Source organism: Comamonas granuli NBRC 101663 (assembly GCF_000739995.1).
GTDB classification, from domain to species: domain Bacteria; phylum Pseudomonadota; class Gammaproteobacteria; order Burkholderiales; family Burkholderiaceae_C; genus Simplicispira; species Simplicispira granuli.
The window spans coordinates 1-25,131 of sequence record NZ_BBJX01000005.1 but is presented as its reverse complement, the minus strand read 5'-3'; the positions used below and the strand labels follow the sequence as shown (position 1 = coordinate 25,131).

Annotated in this window: 25 protein-coding genes and 1 riboswitch; of the genes, 11 read left to right on the top strand and 14 right to left on the bottom strand. The window is 70.0% G+C overall.

What is annotated here, in order from left to right; genetic code table 11:
- Nucleotides 1–18: 18 nt before the first annotated feature.
- From CGR01S_RS05715 to CGR01S_RS05675, 9 genes are read right to left on the bottom strand one after another with little or no spacing between them, the layout of a single operon-like run.
- On the bottom strand, nucleotides 19–1,032 hold the full coding sequence (locus tag CGR01S_RS05715) for an aminotransferase class I/II-fold pyridoxal phosphate-dependent enzyme (protein WP_042423649.1): 1,014 nt from the start codon (nucleotides 1,030–1,032) through the stop codon (nucleotides 19–21).
- Nucleotides 1,010–2,005 (bottom strand): adenosylcobinamide-phosphate synthase CbiB, encoded by a 996-nt coding sequence (gene cbiB, locus CGR01S_RS05710; RefSeq protein WP_042423646.1) that lies wholly within the window; start codon nucleotides 2,003–2,005, stop codon nucleotides 1,010–1,012. The genes CGR01S_RS05715 and cbiB overlap by 23 nt, the downstream gene beginning before the upstream one ends.
- Before the next feature lie 10 nt (nucleotides 2,006–2,015).
- Nucleotides 2,016–2,585: a cob(I)yrinic acid a,c-diamide adenosyltransferase gene (gene cobO, locus CGR01S_RS05705; RefSeq protein ID WP_042423643.1), complete on the bottom strand. Its 570-nt coding sequence runs from the start codon at nucleotides 2,583–2,585 to the stop codon at nucleotides 2,016–2,018.
- A 19-nt stretch (nucleotides 2,586–2,604) separates the two neighbouring features.
- Nucleotides 2,605–3,384, bottom strand: a complete 780-nt coding sequence (locus CGR01S_RS05700) for an ABC transporter ATP-binding protein (RefSeq protein WP_245616760.1) — start codon at nucleotides 3,382–3,384, stop codon at nucleotides 2,605–2,607.
- Entirely contained in the window at nucleotides 3,381–4,469 is a 1,089-nt protein-coding gene (locus CGR01S_RS05695; RefSeq protein ID WP_084690575.1) for a FecCD family ABC transporter permease, read from the bottom strand. The genes CGR01S_RS05700 and CGR01S_RS05695 overlap by 4 nt, the downstream gene beginning before the upstream one ends.
- Entirely contained in the window at nucleotides 4,466–5,380 is a 915-nt protein-coding gene (locus tag CGR01S_RS05690; RefSeq protein ID WP_042423639.1) for an ABC transporter substrate-binding protein, read from the bottom strand. Before CGR01S_RS05690 ends, CGR01S_RS05695 begins: the two co-directional genes overlap by 4 nt.
- Complete coding sequence (locus tag CGR01S_RS05685) at nucleotides 5,377–5,976, bottom strand: bifunctional adenosylcobinamide kinase/adenosylcobinamide-phosphate guanylyltransferase (protein ID WP_042423634.1); 600 nt, start codon at nucleotides 5,974–5,976, stop codon at nucleotides 5,377–5,379. The genes CGR01S_RS05690 and CGR01S_RS05685 overlap by 4 nt, the downstream gene beginning before the upstream one ends.
- Nucleotides 5,973–7,319, bottom strand: coding sequence for a cobyrinic acid a,c-diamide synthase CobB (locus CGR01S_RS05680; RefSeq protein WP_042423631.1), 1,347 nt, complete (start codon nucleotides 7,317–7,319; stop codon nucleotides 5,973–5,975). Before CGR01S_RS05680 ends, CGR01S_RS05685 begins: the two co-directional genes overlap by 4 nt.
- A gap of 8 nt (nucleotides 7,320–7,327) precedes the next feature.
- Complete coding sequence (locus tag CGR01S_RS05675) at nucleotides 7,328–9,241, bottom strand: TonB-dependent receptor domain-containing protein (RefSeq protein ID WP_042424577.1); 1,914 nt, start codon at nucleotides 9,239–9,241, stop codon at nucleotides 7,328–7,330.
- Between the two features lie 81 nt (nucleotides 9,242–9,322).
- A riboswitch (cobalamin riboswitch) is annotated at nucleotides 9,323–9,563 on the bottom strand.
- Between the two features lie 36 nt (nucleotides 9,564–9,599).
- Here CGR01S_RS05675 and CGR01S_RS05670 point away from each other — a divergent pair.
- The 3 genes from CGR01S_RS05670 to CGR01S_RS05660 all read left to right on the top strand — a co-directional run bounded on the left by CGR01S_RS05670 (nucleotide 9,600) and on the right by CGR01S_RS05660 (nucleotide 11,274).
- On the top strand, nucleotides 9,600–9,821 hold the full coding sequence (locus tag CGR01S_RS05670) for a hypothetical protein (RefSeq protein ID WP_042423627.1): 222 nt from the start codon (nucleotides 9,600–9,602) through the stop codon (nucleotides 9,819–9,821).
- The gene (locus CGR01S_RS05665) at nucleotides 9,818–10,168 is read left to right on the top strand and encodes a cell division protein ZapA (RefSeq protein WP_042423624.1); all 351 of its coding nucleotides are present in this window, start codon (nucleotides 9,818–9,820) and stop codon (nucleotides 10,166–10,168) included. The genes CGR01S_RS05670 and CGR01S_RS05665 overlap by 4 nt, the downstream gene beginning before the upstream one ends.
- A 296-nt stretch (nucleotides 10,169–10,464) precedes the next feature.
- A complete protein-coding gene (locus CGR01S_RS05660; RefSeq protein ID WP_042423621.1) occupies nucleotides 10,465–11,274 on the top strand; it encodes a sulfite exporter TauE/SafE family protein in 810 nt (269 codons plus the stop codon).
- Here the strand turns inward: CGR01S_RS05660 and CGR01S_RS05655 are convergent.
- From CGR01S_RS05655 to hemN, 4 genes are all read right to left on the bottom strand, one after another.
- Nucleotides 11,263–13,695, bottom strand: a complete 2,433-nt coding sequence (locus CGR01S_RS05655; RefSeq protein ID WP_245616759.1) for a sensor domain-containing protein — start codon at nucleotides 13,693–13,695, stop codon at nucleotides 11,263–11,265. The two genes, CGR01S_RS05660 and CGR01S_RS05655, sit on opposite strands and share 12 nt — an antisense overlap.
- On the bottom strand, nucleotides 13,692–15,008 hold the full coding sequence (locus CGR01S_RS05650; protein WP_042423617.1) for a cyclic di-GMP phosphodiesterase: 1,317 nt from the start codon (nucleotides 15,006–15,008) through the stop codon (nucleotides 13,692–13,694). Before CGR01S_RS05650 ends, CGR01S_RS05655 begins: the two co-directional genes overlap by 4 nt.
- Nucleotides 15,009–15,117: 109 nt before the next feature.
- Nucleotides 15,118–15,831 (bottom strand): sulfite exporter TauE/SafE family protein, encoded by a 714-nt coding sequence (locus tag CGR01S_RS05645; protein ID WP_042423614.1) that lies wholly within the window; start codon nucleotides 15,829–15,831, stop codon nucleotides 15,118–15,120.
- Nucleotide 15,832: 1 nt separating this feature from the next.
- Nucleotides 15,833–17,215, bottom strand: a complete 1,383-nt coding sequence (gene hemN / locus CGR01S_RS05640; protein ID WP_042423611.1) for an oxygen-independent coproporphyrinogen III oxidase — start codon at nucleotides 17,213–17,215, stop codon at nucleotides 15,833–15,835.
- 123 nt (nucleotides 17,216–17,338) lie between these two features.
- Between hemN and fnr the strand changes: the two genes are divergently transcribed.
- The 8 genes from fnr to hemP all read left to right on the top strand — a co-directional run bounded on the left by fnr (nucleotide 17,339) and on the right by hemP (nucleotide 24,391).
- Nucleotides 17,339–18,154, top strand: coding sequence for a fumarate/nitrate reduction transcriptional regulator Fnr (gene fnr, locus CGR01S_RS05635; protein ID WP_281174252.1), 816 nt, complete (start codon nucleotides 17,339–17,341; stop codon nucleotides 18,152–18,154).
- A gap of 198 nt (nucleotides 18,155–18,352) precedes the next feature.
- Nucleotides 18,353–18,667: an SWIB/MDM2 domain-containing protein gene (locus CGR01S_RS05630; protein WP_042423608.1), complete on the top strand. Its 315-nt coding sequence runs from the start codon at nucleotides 18,353–18,355 to the stop codon at nucleotides 18,665–18,667.
- A gap of 362 nt (nucleotides 18,668–19,029) precedes the next feature.
- The gene (locus CGR01S_RS05625; protein WP_042423603.1) at nucleotides 19,030–21,204 is read left to right on the top strand and encodes a TonB-dependent receptor; all 2,175 of its coding nucleotides are present in this window, start codon (nucleotides 19,030–19,032) and stop codon (nucleotides 21,202–21,204) included.
- A gap of 57 nt (nucleotides 21,205–21,261) precedes the next feature.
- Nucleotides 21,262–21,945 (top strand): Fe2+-dependent dioxygenase, encoded by a 684-nt coding sequence (locus tag CGR01S_RS05620; protein ID WP_042423599.1) that lies wholly within the window; start codon nucleotides 21,262–21,264, stop codon nucleotides 21,943–21,945.
- A 266-nt stretch (nucleotides 21,946–22,211) separates the two neighbouring features.
- On the top strand, nucleotides 22,212–22,916 hold the full coding sequence (locus CGR01S_RS05615; protein ID WP_042423594.1) for an energy transducer TonB: 705 nt from the start codon (nucleotides 22,212–22,214) through the stop codon (nucleotides 22,914–22,916).
- A gap of 19 nt (nucleotides 22,917–22,935) precedes the next feature.
- Entirely contained in the window at nucleotides 22,936–23,655 is a 720-nt protein-coding gene (locus CGR01S_RS05610) for a MotA/TolQ/ExbB proton channel family protein (protein ID WP_042423591.1), read from the top strand.
- A 2-nt stretch (nucleotides 23,656–23,657) separates the two neighbouring features.
- Nucleotides 23,658–24,068 (top strand): ExbD/TolR family protein, encoded by a 411-nt coding sequence (locus tag CGR01S_RS05605; RefSeq protein WP_042423588.1) that lies wholly within the window; start codon nucleotides 23,658–23,660, stop codon nucleotides 24,066–24,068.
- 104 nt (nucleotides 24,069–24,172) lie between these two features.
- Nucleotides 24,173–24,391: a hemin uptake protein HemP gene (gene hemP / locus CGR01S_RS05600; protein WP_439644731.1), complete on the top strand. Its 219-nt coding sequence runs from the start codon at nucleotides 24,173–24,175 to the stop codon at nucleotides 24,389–24,391.
- A gap of 187 nt (nucleotides 24,392–24,578) precedes the next feature.
- Here the strand turns inward: hemP and CGR01S_RS05595 are convergent.
- Nucleotides 24,579–25,131 (bottom strand): S1 RNA-binding domain-containing protein (locus tag CGR01S_RS05595; protein ID WP_042423582.1); only part of this gene is annotated, 553 nt, incomplete at its 5' end.

The following is a 25,131-nucleotide window of genomic DNA, read 5'->3' as shown; positions in this document are numbered from 1 at the left end:
GCCCCGCCCTGCCCCCGGTCACCGGCCGGCCAGCGCCGCCTGCAGCGCCTGCTGCGCCGCCGGCGCCAGCACCCCCAGGCGCACGCAGCCCGGCAGGCCGAACGAGGCGCAGTCGCGCAGCTTGATGCCCTGCGCGCGCAGGCGCTGCAGCAGCGCGGCCAGCGCCGCCGCATCCGCCCGCGGCAGGCGGGCGGTGAAGTAATTGGCCAGGCTGCCGGGCAGCACCTGCCAGCCCAGGGCCGCGCACAGCGCCTCCTGCTGCGCCTTCCAGGCGCGCAGCACGGCCAGGGACTGCGCCAGCCAGGCCTGCGCATCGGCCTGCACCCAGGCCGCGAGCAGGGCCACGCCGTCCGCCCCCACGGGCCAGGACGGGGCCAGCGCCTGCAGCGCCGCCGCCTGCGCCGCGGCGCCCTCGGGCGCGATGGCGTAGGCCGCGCGCACGCCCGTCAGGCCCAGGGCCTTGTTGGGCGTCCAGAGCTGCCAGGCATGGCCGGGCACGAGGCGCGCGCGGCCCGCCAGGCGCAGCGGGGCGTAGGCGCAGTCGAGCACGTACAGGCCCGGCGGCGGCGCGGCGCCGTGCTGCGCCCAGGCGGCGAGCGCGGCGTCCGGGCCGCCCAGCGGGCTGGCGGGCTCGCAGGCCCAGTGCAGCGCGGGCGCCTGGGTGGCGCCCCCCTGCTCCAGGCCCCAGGCCTGGGCGGCGCGTGCGTAGTCGCCATAGCCGTGGGCGGGCAGCACGGCCTGGCGCAGGCCGCTGCGCGCGGCGTGGGCGCTGATGCGGTGGATGAACTCGCTGGCGCTGGCGGCCAGCACGATGCGCCCGGGCGCCACGCCGTGGAAGGCGGCAAGCTGGGCGCGCAGCGCGGTATAGGCCGGGTCGGGGTAGCGGCTGCGGTCGGCCGCGCGCAGCGCCTGCAGGGCTTGCGGGCAGGGTCCGCAGGCATTGGCGTTGGTGGAAAAGTCATGCGCCGCCGCGCCCAGCGCATCGGGGCCGCCGTGCAGGGGGGCGCCGTCAGACGGGTGCGGCCAAGGCATACACCGCTACCAAACCGATAGCTGCCAGCGCAAGCAGGACGAGCGCCAGAAGCGATTTTTGTGCCAAATCCACGGCGCGCCGCGTGTCTGCGGGGCCGGGGGCGCGCCCCGCGGGGTGCAGGGCATAGACGCCGGGCTTGGCCAGGCGCACGCCCAGCGCCAGGGCCATGGCCGCCATGGGCCAGCCGCCGTTGGGCGAGGGCGTGGCGCGCGCCTGCCGGCGCAGGGCCTGCCAGGCAAAGCCGCGCTGCGCCGCGCCGGCCACGGCCCACAGCGCCAGCGCCGTGAGGCGCGCGGGCAGCCAGGAGAGCGCGTCGTCCGCGCGCGCCGCCCATTTGCCCGCCCACTGCCAGTAGCGCCCGCCGCGCATGCCGGGGTAACCCCACATGGCGTCGGCCGTGTTGGCGAAGCGGTAGAGCGCCGCGCCCGGCAGGCCCAGCAGCAGGAACCAGAACAGCGGGGCCACGACGGAATCGCTGAGGTTCTCGGCCAGGGTCTCGATGGCGGCCTCGCGCACGGCGACGGCGTCGAGCGGCTGCGTGTCGCGGCTCACCAGCCAGGCCAGGCGCGCGCGCCCGGCCTGCAGCGACTGGGCGAGCGCGTCCTCCACGGCCAGCACCTCGGCGCGCAGCATGCGCCAGGCCAGCAGCGGCTTGAGCGCCAGCCCCAGCACCAGCGCCGCGCCCCAGGCGGGCAAGTGCGCCAGCGCCGCCCATTGCAGCAGCGCCGCAGCTACAAAAGCAATAGCTGCCAGCGCACACCAGGCAATCGCTGCAAGCCAAAAAGACCGCAAATCCCGCCCCGTGGGCTGCGCCGGCGCGATGCGCGCGCCGCAGGCGTCCAGGGCGCGGCCCATCCACACCACGGGGTGCAGCGCGGCGCGGGGCTCGCCCCAGAGCGCGTCGATGGCCAGCGCCAGCAGCGGCGCACAGGCCAGGGCGGGCCACAGGGGGGCGGCGGCGTCAGTGAGCATGCGGCGCGGTTCAGTCCTCGATGCCGCGCTGCGCGGGAATGCCGGCCTGGAAGGCGTGCTTGACGAGCTTCATCTCGGTCACCGTGTCGGCGATGGCGATGATCTCCTCGGGGCAGCGCCGGCCCGTGAGGCACACGTGCACCTCCTTGGGCCGCGCGGCCAGGGTGTCGAGCACCTCCTGCAGCGGCAGCCAGCCGTAGATCAGCGGGTAGGTGATCTCGTCGAGCACCACCAGGAAGCGCTCGCCACTGAGAATGTCGGCGCGCGCCTTCTGCCAGCCGTCGCGCGCGAGCTGGGCCGAGTGCTCCAGATCCTTGCTCTTCCACGAGAAGCCGTCGCCCAGGCCCTCGATGGGCAGGCCGATCTGCTCGAACATGCGGTGCTCGCCGAAGCGCGCGCTGGGCACCTTCATGAACTGGAACACCTTCACCGCCTTGCCCCGGCCGTGCGCGCGCAGCGCCAGGCCGAAGGCCGCCGTGCTCTTGCCCTTGCCGTCGCCGGTGTTGACGATGACGAGGCCGCGGCGCTCGCCCTCGGGCTTCTCGTAGCGTTTCTCGGTGGGTGGGGTTTCGATCTGCATGGGGGGTCTTTCCAAAAAACTACAAGCGCGGCAGCGCGAGCCACTGGCCGTCCACGCCACGAATGGTGATGCGCTGGTCGAACACCTGCTCCAGCGCGCGGTGCGTGGCGGCATCCCGCGCCGCGCCGTGGTGGCACAGGCGCCCCTGGGCGACGATGGCCACGTCGTCGGCCTGCAGCGCCATGGAGATTTCGTGCAGCACGCTGACCACGGTGTGGCCGCGCGCCACGAGGTCGCGCACCAGCAGCAGCCAGTCGGCCTGGTGCGGCGGATCGAGGTTGGCCAGGGGCTCGTCCATCAGCAGCACCTGCGCCTGCACGGCAAGCAGCCGCGCCAGCAGCACGCGCTGGCGCTCGCCGCCCGAGAGCTGGCCCAGCGGCCGCGTGCGCCAGTCCCAGGCCTGGGTGGCACGCAGGGCCTGCTCGACGGCGGCGTGGTCCGCGGCGCTGGCCGGCTGCATCCAGCCCTGGTGCGGCAGGCGGCCGAGCATGGCCACGTCGTAGACCGTCAAATCCTCGGCGGCGACCTCGTTCTGGCCCAGCCAGGCCAGGTGCAGCGCGCGCTCGCGCCGGGGCCAGGCCTGCAGATCGCGGCCGCGCAGCAGCACCTGGCCCGTGCGCGCGGGCATGAGGCCCGCCAGCAGCTTGAGCAGCGTGGACTTGCCCGCGCCGTTGGGGCCGACGATGCTGGTCCAGCGGCCCGCCGCGAGCGGCAGGGTGATGCCATGCAGTATGGGGTGTTTTCCGATACCAGCGCCTATCTGCTGGGCGCTGATAGCTATGTTTTCAGTAGCAATCACAGCAAGCCCCCGGGCGCTGTTCTTCGGTGCATCAGCCACAGCAGGTAGCCCCCGCCGAGCACGGCGGTGAGCACGCCCACGGGCAGCTCCTGCGGCGCCATCAGGCCGCGCGCCAGCAGATCGGCCCCCGCCAGCAAGGCCGCCCCCATCAGGCTGGCCAGCAGCATCAGGCGGCCGTGGCGCACGCTGACGATGGCGCGCACCAGGTGCGGCGCGGCCAGGCCGACGAAGGCGATCAGCCCGGTCTGCGCCACGGCCGTACCGGTGGCCAGCGCCAGCACCGCCACCAGCGCGGCGCGCAGGGGGGCGAGCGGCAGGCCCAGGCTCAGCGCGGTAGATTCACCGAGGGCCAGGCCGTCGAGCACGCGCGCCAGCAGCCAGGCCGCCACCAGGCACAGCAGCCACACGGTCAGCATGAGCAGGCAGGCCGTCCAGCCGACAAAGCCCGTGGAGCCCAGCAGGAAGGCCTGCATGGCCTGCAGCGAGTCGGGCGACATCAGCAGGATCAGCGAGGTGAACGCGCCCAGCACCACGCCCACCACCACGCCGGCCAGCAGCAGGCGCAGCGTGTGCTGCACGCCGCGCGCCAGCGCCAGCGTGAGCAGCACGGCCAGCACGGCGCCCAGGAAGGCCGCGCCCGTCAGGCCCAGGCGCACCAGCCAGTGGCTGGAATACACCGACACGGCCATGGCCGCGCTAGCACCGCCCACCATGCCCGCGCCACCGCCCATGAGCGCGAGCACGCTGGCCACGCCGAGCGAGGCACCCGAGGCGCTGCCCAGCAGGTAGGGATCGGCGAGCGGGTTGCGGAACAGCCCCTGCGCCACGGCGCCCGCCAGGCCCAGCAGCGCGCCCGCGGCCCAGGCGCCGATGGTGCGCGGCAGGCGGATGTCCCAGACGATCTGCAGCGCCATGGCGTGCGCCGCCGGGTCGGCCTGCGCGTCCATGAGCGCGGGCCAGAGGTTCTCCAGCCCCATGCTGCCCACGCCGGTGCCGAGCAGCACCAGCGCCAGGCCCGCCAGCGCCAGCGCCACGGCCAGCCAGTGGCCGCGCGCGGCGTGCTGCGAGGACGGCTGGGCGCTCACGGGCGCACCTTGCCGGCGGCGCCGGCGGTCTTCTCGGCCAGGCAGGCGGCCATGAGGCGCGCGGCCTCGGCCATGCGCGGGCCGGGGCGGATCAGCACGTCGGACTGCTCGGGCGAGAACACGCACAGGCGCTGCTCGCGCAGGGCGCGCAGGGCGCTCCAGCCGGGGCGCGCCGCCAGGCCCTCGGCGCTGCGCGCGCCGACCATGATGAGGTCGGGGTTGGCGCGCACCACGAATTCGGGGTTGAGCTTGGGGAACGGGCCCAGCGTGTCCGGCAGGATGTTGCGCGCCCCCAGGCGCGTGAGAGTCTCGCCGATGAAGGAGCCCGGCCCGGCGCCGTAGGGCCCGGGGTTGACCTCGAAGTACACGCGCGCGCCGCGCGCGGCCGGCGGCAGCGACTGCGCGGCGGCCCGCACGCCGGCATCGGTGGCGCGCCAGACGCGCTGCGCATCCTGCACGCCCAGCAACTGCCCCATCTTGCCGAGCACGCGCTGCACGTCCGCGTGGGTCTTGGGCTCCAGCGCGACCACGGGGATGCCCAGGGCTTCGAGCCGCGCCGCCGCACGCGAGGAGGTGGCCATGAGCACCACGTCGGGCCGCAGCGCGACGACGGCCTCGATGTTCGGGTCCAGCCCGCCGCCCACCTGCGGGAGCTTGCGCACGCTGTCGGGCCAGTTGGTGTAGCGGTCCACGCCCACGAGGCGGTGGCACTGGTCGAGCGCGCAGACGGTCTCGGCCAGCGAGGGCAGCAGGCTCACGATGCGCTGCGGTGTGCGCGCAAGCTGGACGGTACGGCCCCGGTCGTCGGTGACCTGCACGCCCTGCGCGCGTGCCGTGCCCCACATCAGCAGCAGCAGTATGAGCAGCACCGCGACCACGATGAGGATGCGCTTGACGGGGGTGGGTTTCATGGCGCGGATTCTTTCAGGGTGAGCGGCAGGCCTGCCGCCATGAGGGTGACGCGCGCGCAGGCCCGCGCCACCTGCTGGTTGAGCTGGCCCAGCGCATCGACGAAGGCGCGCACCTCGCGCCCCAGCGGGATGACGCCCAGGCCGATCTCGTTGCCCACCAGCACCACCGGGCCGGGGGCGTGTTCGATTGCTATCAAAAACTGAGCTGCTTGCGCTTTCCAGCCCTGCGTCAGAGCCGCTTTTTGCTCTGAATTCATGGACTCGGCACCTGCGGGCATGGTCCAGTTCGTGAGCCACAGCGTGAGGCAGTCCACCACCAGCAGGGTGTGCGCTGTGCTTTCGCGCCGCAGCACGGCGGCCAGGTCGCGCGGCTCCTCCAGCGTGGCCAGGCCGGGCACGCGCTCGGCGCGGTCGCGCTGGTGGCGCGCGATGCGCGCGCGCATCTCGTCGTCCCAGGGCTCGGCGGTGGCGATGAGCAGCGCGCGGTGCTCCGGCGAGCGCGCCAGCCAGTCGCGCGCGAGCAGCTCGGCGCGGCGCGACTTGCCGCTTTTCTGCCCGCCGAGGATGAGTTCGCTGCGCGCGATGCCGGTGTTCATGCGCCCTCCCCGCCCAGCAGGTGCGCCACGGCGCGCGGGCTGGAGGCAAACCAGGCATGGAAGTAACTGGCGTGCAGGCGGCCAACGCGGTACAGCGCCTCGCCGGCCTCCGGCGCGCTGGCCTCGCCAGGCCGGCTGCTGCGCGCGACGATGGGCGCGCTGCTCGCCAGCGTGGAGTAGTGGAAGGTGTGGCCGCGCAGCACCGCGCCCGCCACGGGCAACTGCTGCGGCCCCAGGCCGGCCAGACGCTTGTTCAGCGTGGCCTGGCCGGGCAGCAGGCCCCACAGTGGCTGTACCGTGCCGTTCTGCAGTTGCACCGATTCGCACAAGGCCACCATGCCGCCGCACTCGGCCCACAGGGGCAGGCCTGCGTCCAGGTGGCGCAGCAGGTCGGCGCGCAGGCCGGTGTTGGCGGCGATGCGTGCGACGTGCAGCTCGGGATAGCCACCGGGCAGCCACACGGCGTCGCAGGGCGGAAGCCGGTCGCCGGCCAGGGGCGAGAAGAAGCACAGGCGCGCGCCCAGTTCCTGCAGCGTCTGCAGGTTGGCGGCGTAGATGAAGCTGAAGGCCGCGTCGCGCGCCACGGCAACGGTGCGGCCCGCCAGCAGCGGCAGCACGGCCTCGGTGGCCTGGGGCGCGGGAAAATCCACGGCCCAGCGCTGCAGGTCGTCGGCACTCATCTGGCCCAGGGGCGTGGCGGCCAGCGCATCGGCGGCGGCGTCCAGGCGCTGCCGTGCATCCTGCAACTCGTGCGCCGCGACCAGGCCCAGGTGGCGCTCGGGCAGCAGGGCCGGCCCCTCGCCCAGCGTGATGCGCGCCAGCGCGCCCAGCCAGTCCTGCGGGTCGCGCAGGCCGGCGCGCAGCATGTCGGCGTGGCGCGCACTGCCCACGCGGTTGGCCAGCACGCCGGCCCAGGGCAGGCCGGGCAGGTAGTCGCGCAGCCCATGGGCCAGCGCGCCGAAGGTGCCCGCCATGGCCGAGGCATCGACCACGGCCAGCACCGGCACGCCGAAGCGCTGGGCCAGGTCGGCCGCGCTCGGGTCGCCGTCGAACAGGCCCATCACGCCCTCGATGAGGAGCAGGTCGGCCTCGCGCGCGGCGTCGTGCAGGCGCTGGGCGCAGTCCTGCGCGCCGTTGATCCACAGGTCCAGCGCATGCACCGGCGCGCCGCTGGCGAGTTCATGCCAGTGCGGGTCGAGGAAGTCCGGCCCGCACTTGAACACGCGCACGCGCCGCCCCTGCCGCGCATGCAGCCGCGCCAGCGCGGCCGTCACCGTGGTCTTGCCCTGGCCCGAGGCCGGGGCGGCAACCAGCAATGCGGGGCAGGATGCGTGCGTGGACATGGCGGGGCTTACTGTGGCGCCCACTTCAGGCCGACGTAGAACGTGCGGCCCGGAGTAGCGTAGGTGCGCGCGAGCTGGTAGTCCTTGTCACCCAGGTTGTCGATGCGCGCCAGCAGCGTGTAGTCGCGCGCCAGGCGGGTGCTGGCGTAGAGGTTGACGAGCGCATAGCCGCCCAGCACGTTGGTGTTGGCCGCGTTGTCGAAGCGCCGGCCCGAGGCCTGCAGCTCGGCGCCCAGCGTCCAGCCGGCCACCAGGGTGTCCGCGCCGAAGGTGGCGTGGCGCTTGGCGCGGCGCGCCAGTTGCTTGCCGGTGTCGAGGTCGCGCGGGTTCTGCAGGTCGATGGAGCCATGCCACTGCACGCCCGCCCAGTGGTGCGAGGCCGCAAGCGTAAGGCCCTGGTACTGCGCGCGTGCGGTGTTGGCGTAGCAGCCGAAGCTGGACGCGCAGGTGCCCGCGCCGCCGAACAGGATGAGGTTGCTCAGGCGGTTGCGGTAGACCACGGCCGAGAAGCTGCTGCGGCCCTGGGCGTAGCGCAGGCCCAGCTCGGCGTTGTGACCGGTCTCGGGACGCAGCGAGGCCACGCCATATTGGCTGAAGCGCTGGTACAGCGTGGGCGCGCGGAAGGCCGTACCCACCGAGGCGGTGGCGCGCCATTGCGGCGTGAGCGCGTAGCCGTAGGCCACACTGCCCGAGCCCTTGCCGCCGAATTCGCTGTCGGAGTCGTGGCGCGCATTGAGCTGCAGCGTGTGGCTGCCGCGCTGGTAGCCGTAGCCCAGCGCCAGCGCGTCCTGCGAGCGGCCCTGGACGATGGACATGCTCCAGGCATCGAGCGCGGGGTTGTTCAGGTGGTCCTCACGGCGCTCCAGCGCGGCGCTGAAGCGGTGCGCGCCGAGGCGGTAGTCGTTCTGCCACAGGTAGCCGCGCAGGCGGGTTTCGGTCTGGTAGGGCGCGGGGGTGGTCTGGTAGCGGCTGGTGGAATCGGTTACCGACACGCGCGTGCTGTAGGCCTCGGTCCATTTCGCATCCCAGGCCAGGCCGGCGGTGCGCAGGCGGCTGAGATTGCGGTCGTCCACGGGCTGGGCCGGCGTGTAGGCAAAGTCGTCGTAGCCCGAATCCATGCGGCTGGCCAGCAGGGTGGCGTCCAGCCGATGCTTCGCGTCGATGCGCAGCCCGAGACGGGCGTTGCCGGAGGTGCTGCGGTGGCCGTCGCGGTCGGGGTTGTGCGCGCCGCTGGCCTTGGCATCGAAGCCGTCGCTGGTCTCGCGCGCAATGCCCAGCGCGTAATCGAAGGCGCTGCCCGTACCTGCGGCGCCGCTGACACCGGCCTCGATCTTGCGCAAGCCCTGCGTGCCCAGGCCCACACCGGCATAGGGCCGCGCCGGGCCTTCGCCCTTGCGCGTGAAGAGCTGCACCACGCCGCCGATGGCGTCCGAGCCATAGACCGCGGCGGCCGGGCCGCGCAGCACCTCGATGCGCTCGATCTGCGCCAGCGGAATCTGCTCCCACTGGGCGCCGCCCGTGGACTGCGAGTCGACGCGCACGCCGTCGATGTAGACGGCTGTGAAACGCGTCTCGGCACCGCGCAGGTACACGCTGGTGGCGTTGCCGATGCCGCCGTTGCGCGTGATCTGCACGCCGGGCTGGCGCGCCAGCACATCGGCCAGGCCGGTGGCGCCGCTGGCCTCGATGGTCTCGCGGTCGATGATGGAGACGTCGGCCACCAGGTCGGCCAGGGGCTGCTCGGTGCGCGTGGCCGTCACCACGGTGTCCCGCAGCGAGGGCAGGCGCGCGTTCTGCGCCAGCAGCAGGGGCGGCATGGCCTCCTGGGACTGCGCGGCCGAGGCGGCGATGAAGGAAAGGGCCGCCAGAACGGCAGGACGCAGCGGCGCAGCGCGGCGCGCACGAAGGGAGAGAATCGTCATGGAAATCAGGATCAGCAAACAACCTGCGCCGGCTTCCCCGCCGGCAAATAGGTGACACGACCGCGCGCAGCCCCGAGGGCGCGCGCGGCCACCGTGTTGGCCGGTATCCGGGCTGGCGGAAGCACCCTCCAGCGCCTTCCCAGGTGCTTGTTCAAGGCGCCCAGTGGCTGCGTGCTGGAGAGAGAATCGGGGAGATTCGTCCGCTGACCGTTGCGGGGGCAGCGCAGGCTCGGTGCCGCCATGGCTGGCGGCGACCTCCCTGCTTCCCGTTGAACTGCGGCATGCGAACCACACCGCGAGCACCAACGCGCCGATTTTACGACGCCCGCCAGGCCAACTGCCTACAATCGAGGGCTCTATGGCCTCCATGCCCCTCCAGGACCAGATTGCCGAGCGCGTCGAGCGCCTGCTGCTGCGCCACGAGCAGCTCCGGCACACCAACGAATTGCTCGCGCAGCAGGTGGCCGAGCTCACCCAGGAGCGGGACTCGCTGCGCTCGCGCCTGCAGGCGGCGCGCCACCGCATCGACGCCCTCGTCGACCGCCTGCCCACCTCGCAGCCTCCCAAGGACGGTGCATGAAGCAGCTCGAAGTCCAGATCATGCAGCAGAGCTACCTGCTGGGCTGCCCGGAGGGCCGCGAGGCGCGCCTGCTCGACGCCGTCGAGCGCGTGGACACGGCCATGACCCGCATCCGCGACGCCGGCAAGGTGCGCGCGCGCGAGCGCATCGCCGTGCTGGCGGCGCTGAACCTGGCCTTTGAACTGGCCGACCGCGAAGCGGCCGAGCTCGCCGCCGCGCACGCGCGCCCGGTGGACCCGGTGGACCTGGCGCCGGCCGGCGCGCCGCCCGCCGAGAGCGAGGAGCGCCTGCGCGCCCTGCTGCACCGCCTGGACGACGCGCTGGGCAGCGACGGGCGCCTGCTCTGACCGGTATCTGCTCCCCCGGGCCCGCGCCAGGCTCTACAATGGCGTCGTCTGCGGTGCTGCCGGGCCTTAATTGCCTTGAACCAATGCTCTACGAGCACGGGCTTGGTACATTGCCCGGCGGGCGTGATCGTCTCGCGTCAGATGAACCCAACGCCTGGCTGCCCTCGCCCCCCTGAACCCCCGGTTCAGGATGATGGCCCGGTGGCATTTGCAGACACCTCTTTCCCGCAAGGCGCCTCTGGCGCCTTTTCTGGTCCGGCAGCGCGCTGCGGGCCTCCTCCTCCGGCACGGCTTCCATGGATCCACTCTTGATCGCCCAGCTCGCCCTGCTGGGCCTGGGCACGGGCTTTCTGGCGGGCCTGCTGGGCATCGGCGGCGGCATGGTGCTGGTGCCCTTTCTCACCTACCTGCTGGGCCAGAGCGGCGTGGCGCCCGGCCTGGCGGTGAAGATGGCCATCGCCACCTCCATGGCCACCATCGTGTTCACCTCCATCTCCAGCGTGCGCGCGCACCACCAGCGCGGCGCCGTGCGCTGGGACATCGCCCTGCGCCTGGCCCCGGGCATCGTGCTGGGCAGCATGGCGGCCAGCCTGGGCGCATTCGCCCTGCTCAAGGGAAGCTGGCTGGCCTTGTTCTTTGCCGTGTTCGTCGGGTTCTCGGCGGTGCAGATGCTGCGCAACAAGAAGCCCGCGCCCACGCGCCAGATGCCCGGCACGGCGGGCCAGCTGGCTGCGGGCGCCAGCATCGGCTTTCTGTCGGGCATGGTGGGCGCGGGGGGCGGCTTCGTCAGCGTGCCCTTCATGGTGTGGTGCAACGTCCCCATCCACCAGGCCGTGGCCACGAGCGCTGCGCTGGGTTTTCCGATTGCCCTGGCCAACGCCACGGGCTATGCCGTCGCGGGGAGCAGCCTGGCGGGTCTGCCCGCGGCGTCGCTGGGCTACATCTGGCTGCCGGCCCTGGGCGTGATCGCCTCGTGCAGCGTGCTGACCGCCCCGCTGGGCGCGCGCGCGGCGCACCAGTGGCCCGTTCCGCGCCTGCGCCGGGCCTTCGCCTTGCTGCTGGCAGCGCTGGCCTGCTACATGCTCTGGAAGGGCCTATCGGCCTGACGGGCTCAGGCTCGCCTCGGTCAGCAGCACGGCAAAGGCGTCTGCCGGCAAGGCGGCCGAGCACAGATAGCCCTGGTAGCCATCGCAGGCCATGGACTGCAGCGCGTCGCGCTGCGCCGCGGTCTCCACGCCCTCGGCCACGACGCGCAGGTGCAGCGCGCGCCCCAGGTGGACGACGGCACTGACGATGGCGCAGTCGCCCGCATGCCCGGGCACGCCGCGCACGAAGGACTGGTCGATCTTGAGCTTGTGGATGGGCAGATTCTTCAGGTAGGCCAGGCTGGAGTAGCCGGTGCCGAAGTCGTCGATGGCCAGCGCCACCCCCAGGGCCGCGAGCCGCTGCAGCACACTGGCGGCCTCCTGCGCATCGCGCAGCAGCAGCGACTCGGTCAGCTCCAGCTCCAGCAAATGGGGCGGCAGCGCGTGGGCGCGCAGCAGCTCGGTGATGCGCTCGACGAAGTCGCTCTGGCGCATCTCCAGCGCCGAGATGTTCACCGACACGACGATGGGCAGGCCCGCGCGCAGCCACTGCGCAGCCTGCGCCACCGACTGCTCCAGCACCCAGGCGCCCAGCGTGAGGATGTAGCCCGTTTCTTCTGCCAGCGGGATGAACGTGGCCGGCGAAACCTGGCCGAGTTCCGGGTCGTGCCAGCGCAGCAGGGCCTCGGCACCCACGATGCGCCCCGTGGCCATGTCCACCTGGGGCTGGAAGTGCACGCTCAGGCGCTGGTGATCGAGCGCCTGGCGCAACGCCTGCTCCAGCTTCATGCGCTCGAGCAATTGCATGCCCATCTGCGGCTGGTAGAAGCCGAAGCTGCCGCGCCCGCTCTCCTTGACCTGGTACATGGCCGTGTCGGCCTGCTTGACCAGCTCGTCGAGCGTGCGCCCGTCCTGGGGATACAGGGCCACACCGATGCTGCACTGGACGGAGAAGCTCTTGCCGTCCAGGACGAAGGGCTGGAGCATCATGTCCAGCAGGCGGCGCGCCACCTGCTCGGCCACGCGGGCATCCCCGCCATGCAGGTACATGGCGAACTCATCGCCACCGATGCGGCTGAGCATGTCACTCTGGCGCAGGCAGGTCTGCAGCCGCTGCGCCACCTGCTGCAGCATGCGGTCGCCGAAATGGTGCCCCAGCGAGTCGTTGATGAACTGGAAGCGGTCCAGGTCCATCAGCAGAATGGCAAAGCCCGGCTCCGCACTGCCCTGGGTGCGGATGGCCGTCTCCACCCGCTGCGACAGCAGCAGCCGGTTGGGCAGGCTGGTGAGGGTGTCGCTGAAGGCCAGCTCGTCGATGCGTTTCTGCGCCGCGTGCTGCTGGGTCAGGTCGCGCACGAAGCCTATGCTCTGCTCCAGGCGCCCGCCGGCATCGCGCAGCGCCACCCAGGAGAGGTGGACGGCGCAGCCGGTATCGGCCTCGCGGTGCAGCCAGAGCTCGCCGCTCCAGAGGCCGCTGTGCGCCCAGTCGCGCAGCACGCAGTCCATGAACTGGCGCACGGCCCCGCTGCCGAACAGGCCGGCGACCCCGGTGCCCAGCAGTGCCTGCGCCGGCTGCCCCATCAACTGCTCGCAGGCGGGGTTCAGGCGCACCAGGCGGTGCTCGCCATCGGCGACGAAGATGGGGTAAGGGCTGGCCTCGAACACCCGCCCCGCCAGGCGCAACGCGGCCTGCGCCCGCACCTCCTGGGTGATGTCGCGAAACGAGTACACCCGGCCGGCCAGCACCCCGCGGCTGCGCTGTGGCACGCTGCGGCATTCCAGCACGGTGCCATCCACGAGCTCCAGCACCTCGCTGCGCACCTCCTGCGGCTGGGCGGCGATGGCCGCCAGGCAGGCCCGCCAGCCCTGCGGGTCTGCCATGCGCGTCGCCATGAATTCGAGCAGGGCCGCGTCGTCGCGGTGCACCAGCAGCGCCTGGGGGATGCCCCATAACTGCACCAGCCGCTGGTTGAAGGCCCGCACCTGGCCCTGCAGGGAGCACACCAGAATGCCGTCGGCCGCCGAATCCAGCGTGGCACGCAGCTCGGACAACAGAGTCTCCAGCTCGTGCTCCACCGCCAGGCAGGCGCGGCGGTCGCTCATGGTGACCAGCAGGGCATGGCCGTGCAGGCTCTGCGGGCAAGGAGATACGCGCCGCTCCACGGGCACGAGCTTGCCGTCGGCGCGCAAGAGCTGGGTCTCGGAGTCGATGCCGCGCAGCAGCACGTCGGCAGGTTCGGACCAGAAGCACTGGTCCTGCGGCGTGGCCGCGAACCGGCCCACCGGGGCCCCGACCAAGTCTGCGGGAGCCAACCCCACGAGCGCGGCCGCCGTGGCATTGGAAAACAGGATGGTGCGCTGCTGCACATCCACCAGCCAGACACCCTCCTGAAGGGGATCCCAAGCGGCGTGCAGCAAATCCTGGCGAGCCAGGCTGCTCACGCGAAGACCTCCGCACGCTCAGCGTCGATCGCGCGTTCGAAAAAATAGCAGATGCGCTGGCGCGGCGAGAGGTATTCCAGCGCCTCGCGCGGCAACTGGCTGGGCCGCAGGCTGCGCCGCACGCCGATTTCCGGGCAGGTCTCCAGGTCCAGGACGAGTGCGCTCTCCCGCGGCACCCGGGGGTCGTACACGATGACCCGCGGGCGCAGCGGGCGCGAGGAATTGACGGACACCACCAGCGCATACCGGTCGTTGACCAGTTGCACCACGGAGCCCGGCGGGTACACCCCCATCATGCGGATGAACAGGCCCAGCACCATGGGATCGAACAGCGATTTCTGCTGTGCGTACATGGTGGAGAGGGCCTCGTGCGGCGTGAGGCCCTGCGCCGCACGCGCCGGATTGCATAGGCGCTCGTAGTGGTTCACGAGCGCAAGAATGCGCCCGGCCATGCACAGCTCCTCGCCCCGCAGGCGCAGCGGAAAGCCGCTGCCGTCGTGCATCTCGTGGTGTTGCGCCATGGCCAGCAGCACCGTGCTGGACAGGCCCATGCCCTTGCCCATCACCACCGATTCGCCGACATGGCTGCGGTAGCGTTCGAAGTCGGCGGGCTGCATGCCCGGAAAGGGCAGCGCCAGCGGCACAGGCAGGCGCAGCTTGCCAATGTCGTGCAACAGGGCGGCCATGCCCAGGTCCTGCAAGGCCTGCGTACCCATGCCCTGGGCCTTGCCCATCAGCAGGGACAGCACCATGACGTTGACGGGGTGCAGGGCCTGGCGGTCACCGATTCCCTCGGACAGCAGCACGATCACGGACTCGTTGTTGTGCATCAGCTCCTGCACGCAGTCGCCCACCAGCACCTCGCTCTCGATGCGCGCCTGGGCCGGACTGCCCTGGATGCTGTCGGCCAGCTTGCGGTACGCGCGCGTGGCCACGATGAAGCGCCGGTCGCAGGCCTCCAGCCAGTCGCGCTGCCTTTGCAGGCGCTGGTCGACGGCATCGATATCCGCCGCCCCGGCGGCCGGTGCCTGTGCTTGCGCGCCGGGCGCCGCCGGCGCCTCTGCAGCCCGCTCCCCTGCCGCATCGCTGCGTGCCGCGGCATCTGCCGGCTCCAGGGCCTGCTCGTCGCTCAGCGAGGGAATGCAGCGCACCTGCTCCAGGCCCAGGTCGCGCAGGATTTCGATCTGCGTCTCGGAGGCAATGCGAAAGCGGTTGACCGGAAACGGATGGCTGAGCCAGCCCAGATCGAGCACGATGTACATGCCGATCCGCAATTGGCGGACATCCACCAGCAACGAGGATTCGTCGTTCATCACGCGGTCAGGGCGTCGGGGAAGTAGCGTGGGAGTTCCGTTGCATTATGACCGTGCCCATACTGCGCTACGCTGACCGTGCGGGAAAATTCCACAAATCCGCAACACTTCATTCGCAGATCAGCGAAGGCCGGTAGATCAGGTCGTGCCACAGCGCCCAGAGGGCCACGCCGCACAGAATGCCCCCGGCAAGGCGGCTGCCCCAGTCGGTGCGCAGGCGGTCGAGCCGGCCGCGCAGGCCCTGCCACAGCCAGGGACCGGCCAGCAGCCACACCCCGCTGCCCAGGCCGAACAGCACCATGGCCAGCGCCCCCTGCCAGGCGCTGCCGGTGAGCGCAGCCACCAGCAGTGCAGAGTACAGCAGCCCACAGGGCATCAAGGCCCAGAGAAATCCGACCGCGAAAACCCCCGCCTGCAGGCGCACCAGGGGCTGCACCCTCTGCCACAGCGCCCGGCCGGCGCGCTCCACCCAGGCCGGCTGGCGTGCCTGCAGCAGCAGGAGCGCCCCCCAGGCCAGCACGGCCACATGGAAAAACGTCCACACCGGGCGCAGCGCCGCTGTGTGCTGCGTCAGCCAGGCCAGGCTTTGCATGGCCACGGCGGCAAGCGCCCCGGCGACGCCATAGCCCAGCAGCCGGCCGGCATGCCAGGCGCCCAGCCGGCGCGCGCGGCTGCCCTGCGGCAGCCACTGCACGCGCTGCGCACCAGTATCCGGCACGCCGGAGGACACCACCATGCTGCAGGGTACCGCGCACATGACGAGGCAATGGGAGCCGCCCGCGAGCCCCATGAGCAAGGCGGTCGCGGCCAGAGAGGAAAGCATGCTAGATGATGCGCGAGAACCGCGCGCGGCTCTTGTCGGCCTGCAGGTACTTGTCAAACACCATGGCAATGGCGCGCACGAAATACCAGCCCATGGCCGTCACTTCCAGGCCCTCGTCGCTCAGGCTCACCAGGCCCTGCTGCTCCAGCTCGCGCAGCATCTCCAGCTCGGCAGCGAAATAGCTGCGCGCATCGATCAGCCACGCCTGCTCCAGCGATTCAAAGACCAGTTCGCCCTGGCACATGATGGCCATGATGACCGCACGGCGCACCAGATCGTCGCGCGTGAGGGCCAGGCCGCGCACCACCGGCAGGCGCCCCTGGTTGATCAGGTCGTAGTACTCCTCCAGCGTCTTGGCATTCTGGCTGTAGGTGGGGCCCACGCGCCCGATGGCGGAAACCCCCAGGCCGATGAGATCGCAGTCGGGCTGCGTGCTGTAGCCCTGGAAGTTGCGGTGCAGCCGCCCCTGGCGCTTGGCGACGGCCAGGGCGTCATCGGGCAGCGCGAAATGGTCCATGCCCACATACACATAGCCCGCGCTGCTGAAGGCTTCGAGCGAACGCGCCAGCATGGAGACCTTGGCCGACGCCATCGGCAGATCCGCCCAGACGATGCGCCGCTGCGCCTTGAAGCGCTCGGGCAGGTGGGCATAGGCATAGAGGGCGATGCGGTCCGGGCGCAACTGCGCGACCTGGGCCAGGGTGCGGTCAAAGGACTCCGGGGTCTGCCGCGGCAGGCCGTAGATCAGATCGACATTGATCGAATCGAAGCCGATCTTGCGCGCGGACTCGACCAGCGCGAACACCTGCTCGGCAGGCTGGATGCGGTGCACGGCCTTTTGCACCTCGGGGTCGAAATCCTGCACGCCGAAGCTCAGCCGGTTGAACCCCAGCTCGGCCAGCACCGCCAGGCGGTCGGCGTCCACGGTGCGCGGATCCACCTCGATGGAGTATTCCCCTCCCGGCACCAGGGTGAACTGGCTGCGCAGCATGCCCATGAGATCGCGCAGGCCCTCGTCCGAGAGGAAGGTCGGCGTCCCGCCGCCCAGATGCACCTGGCTGACCGTCTGCCCGACCCCGCAATGGGCCGTGTGCAGGTCGATCTCGCGGCTCAGGTAGCGCAGGTACACATCGGCGCGGTCGTGGTGCTTGGTGATGATCTTGTTGCAGGCGCAGTAATAACACAGCGACTCGCAGAACGGAATGTGCACATAGATGGACAAGGGCATGGCCTTGCCCACCGGGCTTTGTCGGCGCTGCTGCAGCGCGAGCACATAGTCCTGCTCGCCAAAAGCATCCACGAAGCGGTCGGCGGTGGGGTATGAGGTATAGCGCGGACCGGAGATGTCGTACCGGGTCAGCAATTCGGGCGTGACAATGGTCATTCTTGTTCCTGACTGATCTGGCTAATGTGCACCAGATTCGCGGGCGTGCGCTTGATTCCGGTCAAGCATCCGACATTCGCTCCGGGTTTCCGCCTGCGGCACGATTGGGCGATAATTTGATGCATGTCACCCTCCCAGCGCATTCCCATCGCCCTGTCGCCATCCGACACGGATGCAGCGGAACCTTCCTCCGGGAAACAGTCTCCGCAGACGGCCGTCAACGCGCAGACCATCAAGGTGGCCTGTTCCAACTGCAATCTGCGCGAACTGTGCATGCCCGTCGGCCTGACCGATGAGCAACTGCGCCGCATTGACGATGTGGTTGCGGTGCGGCGCAAAATCAAGCGTGGCAGCACCCTGTTTCGCAACGGCGAGGCCTTCACCTCGCTGTTTGCCATTCGCACCGGTTTCTTCAAGACCTGCGTGGCAACGGAGGATGGGCGTGACCAGGTGACGGGTTTCCAGATGGCCGGCGAGATCATCGGCCTGGACGGTATCGTCAACGACCACCACACCTGCGACGCCGTGGCACTGGAAGACGCCGAGGTGTGCGTGATGCCCTTCGACCGCATCGAGGAGCTCTCGCGCGAGGTCAATGCGCTGCAGCACCATGTGCACAAGATCATGAGCCGCGAGATCGTGCGCGAGCACGGCGTGATGCTGCTGCTGGGCAGCATGCGCGCGGAGGAGCGGCTGGCCGCCTTTCTGCTCAACCTCGTGCAGCGCCTGCATGCGCGCGGGTTCTCGCAGTCCGAGCTGGTACTGCGCATGACGCGGGAGGAAATCGGCAGCTACCTGGGCCTCAAGCTCGAGACCGTGAGCCGCACCTTCTCCAAATTCGTCGATGACGGCATCGTGGAAGTCAAGCAGCGGCATGTGCGCATCCTCAGCACCGAGGCCCTGCGGCGCATCGTGAACAACCAGGCCGCGTGCCACTGACCGGTTGCGCACCCGCCGCCCACTGGGCGGCAGGCGGCGATGGGTTGCTGTGCGGTCTTGGCAACCGAGCAACAAGAGGAAGCAAAAATCCCCCCTCCCCGCTTGGAAACCGGTTTTTTTACCGTTAGCATCGACCTGCCAGTGGACATGCAGGTTTTCGCTGGTGCTATTGACCACACCCCATAAGGAAAACCCAAGATGGCAACTGCCAAGAAAGCCCCCGCCAAGAGCACTACAGCACAAGCCGCAGCTCCCGCCAAAAAGCGCACCCCCAACGCGGCTTTCATGAAGGCGCTCACGCCCAGCCCTGCTCTGGCCGCCGTCGTCGGTGCCACGCCGCTGCCCCGCACGGAAATCATCAGCAAGATGTGGGTCTACATCAAGGCGCACAAACTGCAGGACAACGCCAACAAGCGCATGATCAACGCCGACGCCAAACTCAAGCCCATCTTCGGCAAGGACCAGGTGTCCATGTTCGAAATGGCCGGCCTGATCGGCAAGCACGTGCAGTAAGCGACCGCTGCAGCCCCACCCGCAAGCCGGCGATGCCGGCTTTTTTCTTGCCCGTGCGCTGCGGCACGCGCCGCTGCAGCGGAAATCTCCGCCGGAGTGTTGCAAAATTACATCAATACGAATGAGAATGACTGTTATTTAATTTAAGATTGGCATGTGCGACGCACAGCCACGCTCACGCCAGCCACTGCCCTCGCCCGATCCTGGCGCCGCCTCCCCCTGGCGGCGCTTCCGCTTAGAACCATCCGACGGAGGCCCCATTGGCACATCGACGCGCTCAGCGCCCCAGTAACGCGCTGCAAAAATCTCCCCCTTTGCCACAACACCCTGCATCTGCGGCGCTCCTGCCATTGGGTGCTCTGATGCTCGCGGCCTCGGTGGGCGTGCAAGCCCAGACCAGCGCACCCGCCGAAAAGTCCCTGGGTACCATCACGGTGAAAGAACAGGCTGAAGCGCCCGAAGGCAAAGACAGCGTGCGCGCCACCGAGACCACCATCGGCAAGGGCCGCCAGCAACTGCGCGACATTCCCCAGTCGGTGACGGTGGTGACCGAGCGCCTGATCGATGACCGCAACCTCGACACCGTCAAGGAAGCGCTCAAGAACACTGCCGGCATCACCTTCCTGGCCGCCGAGGGCGGCGAGGAAGACATCCGCCTGCGCGGCTTCGCGCTGCAGAGCACGGGCGACATGTTCATCAACGGCATGCGCGACCCGGCCTTCTACGACCGCGACACCTTCAACCTCGACCGCGTGGAGCTGCTGCGCGGCTCGGCCTCCATGCTGTTCGGCCGCGGCTCGACCGGCGGCGCGGTCAACCAGGTCAGCAAAGCCCCGCGCCTGATCGACGCCCACCAGGTGGACCTCACGCTGGGCGGCCACCAGTACCGCCGCGCCACGGGCGACTTCAACATCTACACCGGCGAAAACGCCGCGCTGCGCATCAACGCCATGAGCACCACCGCCGACAACAACGGTGCAGGCAGCAGCATCGAGAAGAAGGGCATCGCCGCCAGCTACGCCTGGGGCGTCGGCACGCGCGACGAATTCGCCGTCAGCCTCTACCACCTGGACAACAACAACGGCATGAACTACGGCCTGCCATGGATCCGGCGCACGGCCACCTCGCCCGCCAGCGACACCACCATGCTGCCCCTGGACCCGGCGGCCTACTACGGCGCCGCCAGCGACTACAACGCGGGCAGCGCCACCATGGCCACGCTGCAGCATGTGCACCGCTTCGATGGCCAGGCCGAGCTCAAGACCCAGTTGCGCGCCGGCAGCTTCGAGCGCGACCAGCGCGCGGGGGCCGTGCGCCTGGCGGCGGCCGCGCAGCAGCCCGGCGGCATCGCCGCCAACCTGTCGAACTTCGGCCCTGGCACGCGCCTGACGCGCGGCAACCACCTGAAGATGCAGGACATGGATACCGTGCACCTGCAGAGCGATTTCAGCAACAAGTTCGAGGCACTGGGCGTGCGCCACGAGCTGCTGGCCGGAGCCGATTTCGCGCAGGAGAAAAAGCGCGTCTACGCGGCGCGCAACGCGGCACAGGGCGGCATCGACATCAGCAAGCCCGGCACCTCGATCGGCACGCCCAACGACGGTGCCACCGTGAACGAAGCCAGCCGCGTGCTGCGCACATCGAGCGACTTCGACGCCAAGGGCTGGGGCGTGTATGCGCAGGACCTGGTGCAGGTGGCGCCGCACTGGAAGATCCTGGGCGGCCTGCGCTACGACAGCATGGACGGCCGCTACAACACCTTCGGTATCCCGAACACCGCCCCGGGCCCCGTCACCACCACTGCGTACCGCCAGAAGATTGCCGAATGGAGCAAGCGCTTGGGCGTGCTCTACCAGCCCACGCCGCTGCAGTCCTACCACTTCTCCTACGGCACCTCGTTCAACACCTCGGGCGACACCTACTCGTACAGCCCGCAGACGGTGAACACGCCGCCCGAATCGAGCCGCAATATCGAGATCGGCGCCAAGATCGACTCGGCCGACAAGCGCTTCACCACGCGCCTGGCCGTGTTCCACTCGACCAAGCTGCACGAGCGCAATACCGACCCCGACCTGAACATCGCCGTGCTGTCGGGCAAACGCCATGCCGCGGGCGCGGAAATCGACGTAACCGGCCGCCTCACGCCCCAGTGGGAGGTCTATGGCTCCTACATGTGGATGCCCAGCGCCAAGATCGATATCGGCGCCGAAGGCGCCGAAGGCCAGGGCAGCCGCCCTTCGCTCACCCCGCGCCACAGCGGCACGTTCTGGACCACCTACCAGCTCACGCCGCAGCTGCGCGTGGGCGGCGGCCTGAACTTCCGCAGCGCCCAGACGCCCAACCGCAATCCCGGCTGGGACGTGCCCGGCTACGTGACCGCCGACCTGATGGCCGAGTACACCATCAGCGAGAACTTCTCGCTCAAGGCCAATCTGACGAACGTGACCAACAAGCTTTATGCCGATGCGGTCTACAGCGGCCACTACGTGCCCGGCGCGGGCCGCATCTTCCAGATCACAGCCAGCCTCAAGTTCTGACCGCCCCTCACTCCACGGTGTGCCGCCCCGCCCCGGGGCGGCTTTTTGCTTTCCGCCATGCTGCTCACCCTGCCCCACCTCCTCTCGCCCGCCGACCTGCAGAACGCCCGGCAACAGCTCGCCAGCGCCCCCTGGGCCGACGGGAGCGATAGCGCCGGCCCGCAGGCGCGCCTGGCCAAGAACAATGAACAACTGCCGCGCGACTGCGCAGCGGCACAGGCGATTTCAGCCATGGTGCTGGCGGCACTGGACCGCAGCGCGCTGGTCCTCACCGCCACGCTGCCCAAGCGCGTCTTTCCGCCGCGCATCAACCGCTACGGCGGCGCCGCCAACCACTACGGCGACCATGTCGATGCCTCCATCCGTCAGATGCCCGGACGCCGCGAACGCCTGCGCACCGACATCTCCTGCACCGTGTTCCTGTCCGACCCCGAGGAATACGACGGCGGCGAACTCTGCATCGCCGACACCTTCGGCGAGCAGCAGATCAAGCTGCCCGCCGGCCACGCCGTCATCTACCCCGGTACCAGCGTGCACCAGGTCCGCCCGGTCACGCGCGGCCACCGCATGGCCTGCTTCTTCTGGATCGAGAGCATGGTGCGCAGCGACGAGCAGCGCCGCCTGCTCTACGAGATGGACATGGCCTTGCTGCGCCTGCGCGGGCAGCACGGCGACTCGCCGGAAACCGTGGCCCTGACGGGCACGTACCACAACCTGCTGCGCATGTGGGCCGACACCTGAATCGGGGGCGGAATTCTGCGGCGCACACATTGCGAATAATACCGATTCTCATTTATAATGGCGCCCATGCAAACCCTGCCGCACAATACCGGTATCGCCCGCATCGAATCGGCTTGGGGAATGGAGCGTCCATGGCATTCGTGACCATCTTGCTGGCAGGCCTGTTGATCGTCGTCGGCTCGGCATGCTGGGTTTTGCGCCCCTGATTTTTTGGATCAAATCGCCCTCTAGCGTAATACAGCATTGCGCGAGCAGCTATCATTTTTATGTCCATGTACGACCGCTTCGAGCAGCCCCGGGGATGGAGCCGCAACGCCCTGATTGCCACCGGCGTGGTGCTGCTGCACGTCGCGGCGCTGTGGGCGCTGCAGACGGGCCTGCTGCGCCGCGCGGTGGAAGTCATCGTGCCTGCGACGCTGCTGGCGCAATACGTCGCGCCGCCCGCCCCCGAAACCCAGGCCGAGCCGCCGCCGCCCGCACCAGCACCCAAACCCCAGACCCAGCGCACCCCGCAGGCCAAGGCACCGGCCCCGCGCCCCGCGCCCCAGCCTGTGCCGCTGGCCGACAGCAGCCCGTCGCTCGACGCCCTGCCGGCAAGCCCTGCGCCGCCCGATCCTGCACCCGCGGCGCCCTCCGCGCCCCCCGCCGCCGCACCGGTTGCGGTCCCGGCCGCTCCAGCGGCGCCCCAGATCGAGCTGCCGTCGAGCAACGCCTCCTACCTGCAGAACCCCGCACCCAGCTACCCGGCCATCAGCAAGCGCATGGGCGAGCAGGGCAAGGTGGTGCTGCGCGTGTTCATCGGCACGGACGGCCTGCCGCAAAAAATCGAGATCAACCGCTCCAGCGGCTTCGAGCGCCTGGACCGCCAGGCCCAGGACACCGTGGCCCGGTGGAAGTTCGTGCCCGGCAAGCGCAACGGCGTGCCCGAGGCCATGTGGTACCTCGTGCCCATCCATTTCGTTCTCGAATAATTTTCAGGAGTTCTTTCCCATGGATACGCAATTCGGCCTCGCCAACCTCTGGTCCCAGGGCGACTTCGTCACACGCGCCGTGGCCATTCTGCTGCTGGGCATGTCGCTGGCCTCGTGGATCGTCATCGTCATCAAGGCGCTGGACATCGTGCGCTTCAAGAAGCAGGCGCGCGCCGTGTCGGTCTTCTGGCACAGCAACGACCTGGCCGAAGGCCTCAACCGCCTGGGCAACGACCCGGCCAACCCCTTCCGCCAGCTGGCCATCGAGGGGCGGGAAGCGGCCGCGCACCACCGCAACACCAAGGCCCAGTTGCACGACAGCCTGGACGTGAGCGACTGGATCAAGGGCTGCATGCGCAATTCCATCGACACCTTCACCGCGCGCCTGCAAGCGGGCCTGGCCATCCTGGCCTCGGTGGGTTCGACCGCGCCCTTCGTCGGCCTGTTCGGCACCGTCTGGGGCATCTACCATGCGTTGCTGGCCATAGGCACCTCGGGGCAGTCCACCATCGACAAGGTCGCCGGCCCGATCGGCGAGGCCCTCATCATGACCGCCCTGGGCCTGGCCGTGGCCATTCCTGCCGTGCTCGGCTACAACGCGCTGGTGCGCGGCAACAAGTACATCCTCGCGCGGCTCAACAGCTTCGCCTATGACCTGCACGCCTATTTCGTCACCGGCGCCCGCGTAGGCTCTGCCGGCGACGCAAGCAACGTGCGCTCGCTCAAGAAAGGACACTGACCATGGCCTTCGGTACGCAGGACGAAGCCGACGAGGTGATGAACGAGATCAACATGACGCCGCTGGTGGACGTCATGCTGGTGCTGCTCATCATCTTCATCATCACCGTGCCGGTGATGAAGCACTCGGTCAATGTCGAGCTGCCACGCGCAGCCAACCAGCCCGAGCAGATCCAGCCCGAGACCATCCGCCTGAGCGTGCAGGCCGACGGCAGCTACCACTGGAACGGCAAGGCCGTCAGTGACGAAGAGCTGAACACCCTGCTGCAGACCGAGGGAGCCAAGGACCCCCAGCCCGACCTGCACATCCGCGGCGACCGGGACGTGCGCTACGAGCGCGTCGCCCAGGCCATGGCCAGCGCGCAGCGCGCAGGCCTGCGCAAAATCGGGTTCGTGACCGACCCGCAGCCCTGATCCGTCCTGCACGCCAGCCCCCAAGAATGCTGGACAATGTTATTGATAATGATTATCATTGGCATAACTGAATGACGCACCCTCTGCCCGCCATGCCTGCAACCATGCCACCCATTCCTGCCCCGCACTCCTGCATGCCCCCGGCGCCTGCCGTGACCGCGTCCATGCGCGTCGATGCATGCCCCCCGGAGGATGGCCCCGGGCACGCGGTGCTGGACAGCCAGCGCCTGCTGCGCGGCGGCACGGCCGTGGCCATCCGCCACAACGGCGCGCTCTACCGCCTGCAAACCACGCGCCTGGGCAAGCTCATCCTGACCAAATAGTTTCATCGTGGGGCGACTCCCGGGCCGGCAAGCCGGCTCCGCCAGAGTCGTTTTAAGCCAGCCAACGGCCCCCGGCCCGGCCACACTGTTCCCGCACGGGGACAGAGGGCGCCGGACCAGGACCGCGTAGCCAGGCTTTTTTTCCACCCTGCGGCCACGCCCCCGGCCCCTGGCCGGTGCCGCGCGTTCAGGAGCGCCGCGTGCGCCCCGGGCGCGCCTGGGACGCAGACGCCTTCTTGCCCCCCGCCTTGCCGCCGGAACGGCCGGCCTTGGCGGCGGGCTGCGCGGCCCGGGCCGCGGACGGGGTACCGGCCGCTGCATGTGCCGTCGCTCCTCCCCGCGCTCCCCCGGCCTTGGCGGCCCTGCCGCGCGCCGGGGCTCCGGCTTCTTCGGTCTCGGCCGGCCGGGATGCCTTGCCCGCCTTGGAGCGCGCCGGCGCCTGCGCGCCGCCTTCCGGGACCAGGCGGAAGTCGATGCGGCGCCCATCCAGATCCACACGGCTGACCTGCACGCGCACGCGCGTGCCTATCGCATAGCGCGTGCCCGTGCGTTCGCCGCGCAGTTCCTGGCGCGCCTCGTCGAAGCGGAAATACTCCTCGCCCAGCTCGGTGATGTGCACCAGGCCCTCGACGTACATGGCATCCAGGGTCACGAAGATGCCGAAGCTCGTCGCAGCCGACACCATGCCGCTGAATTCCTCGCCCAGGTGCTCGCGCATGTACTTGCACTTGAGCCAGGCC

Bases quoted from the DNA above. Each gene is read 5' to 3' on its own strand.
- CGR01S_RS05690 (WP_042423639.1), bottom strand. From the start codon at position 5,380: ATGAAACCCACCCCCGTCAAGCGCATCCTCATCGTGGTCGCGGTGCTG.
- CGR01S_RS05620 (WP_042423599.1), top strand. From the start codon at position 21,262: ATGCTGCTCACCCTGCCCCACCTCCTCTCGCCCGCCGACCTGCAGAAC.
- CGR01S_RS05670 (WP_042423627.1), top strand. From the start codon at position 9,600: ATGGCCTCCATGCCCCTCCAGGACCAGATTGCCGAGCGCGTCGAGCGC.
- CGR01S_RS05630 (WP_042423608.1), top strand. From the start codon at position 18,353: ATGGCAACTGCCAAGAAAGCCCCCGCCAAGAGCACTACAGCACAAGCC.
- CGR01S_RS05645 (WP_042423614.1), bottom strand. From the start codon at position 15,831: ATGCTTTCCTCTCTGGCCGCGACCGCCTTGCTCATGGGGCTCGCGGGC.
- fnr (WP_281174252.1), top strand. From the start codon at position 17,339: ATGTCACCCTCCCAGCGCATTCCCATCGCCCTGTCGCCATCCGACACG.
- CGR01S_RS05665 (WP_042423624.1), top strand. From the start codon at position 9,818: ATGAAGCAGCTCGAAGTCCAGATCATGCAGCAGAGCTACCTGCTGGGC.
- CGR01S_RS05660 (WP_042423621.1), top strand. From the start codon at position 10,465: ATGGATCCACTCTTGATCGCCCAGCTCGCCCTGCTGGGCCTGGGCACG.
- CGR01S_RS05625 (WP_042423603.1), top strand. From the start codon at position 19,030: ATGCTCGCGGCCTCGGTGGGCGTGCAAGCCCAGACCAGCGCACCCGCC.
- CGR01S_RS05615 (WP_042423594.1), top strand. From the start codon at position 22,212: ATGTCCATGTACGACCGCTTCGAGCAGCCCCGGGGATGGAGCCGCAAC.
- CGR01S_RS05715 (WP_042423649.1), bottom strand. From the start codon at position 1,032: ATGCCTTGGCCGCACCCGTCTGACGGCGCCCCCCTGCACGGCGGCCCC.
- CGR01S_RS05605 (WP_042423588.1), top strand. From the start codon at position 23,658: ATGGCCTTCGGTACGCAGGACGAAGCCGACGAGGTGATGAACGAGATC.
- hemP (WP_439644731.1), top strand. From the start codon at position 24,173: ATGCCACCCATTCCTGCCCCGCACTCCTGCATGCCCCCGGCGCCTGCC.
- cobO (WP_042423643.1), bottom strand. From the start codon at position 2,585: ATGCAGATCGAAACCCCACCCACCGAGAAACGCTACGAGAAGCCCGAG.
- CGR01S_RS05685 (WP_042423634.1), bottom strand. From the start codon at position 5,976: ATGAACACCGGCATCGCGCGCAGCGAACTCATCCTCGGCGGGCAGAAA.
- CGR01S_RS05675 (WP_042424577.1), bottom strand. From the start codon at position 9,241: ATGACGATTCTCTCCCTTCGTGCGCGCCGCGCTGCGCCGCTGCGTCCT.
- hemN (WP_042423611.1), bottom strand. From the start codon at position 17,215: ATGACCATTGTCACGCCCGAATTGCTGACCCGGTACGACATCTCCGGT.
- CGR01S_RS05650 (WP_042423617.1), bottom strand. From the start codon at position 15,008: ATGAACGACGAATCCTCGTTGCTGGTGGATGTCCGCCAATTGCGGATC.
- CGR01S_RS05680 (WP_042423631.1), bottom strand. From the start codon at position 7,319: ATGTCCACGCACGCATCCTGCCCCGCATTGCTGGTTGCCGCCCCGGCC.
- CGR01S_RS05610 (WP_042423591.1), top strand. From the start codon at position 22,936: ATGGATACGCAATTCGGCCTCGCCAACCTCTGGTCCCAGGGCGACTTC.
- cbiB (WP_042423646.1), bottom strand. From the start codon at position 2,005: ATGCTCACTGACGCCGCCGCCCCCCTGTGGCCCGCCCTGGCCTGTGCG.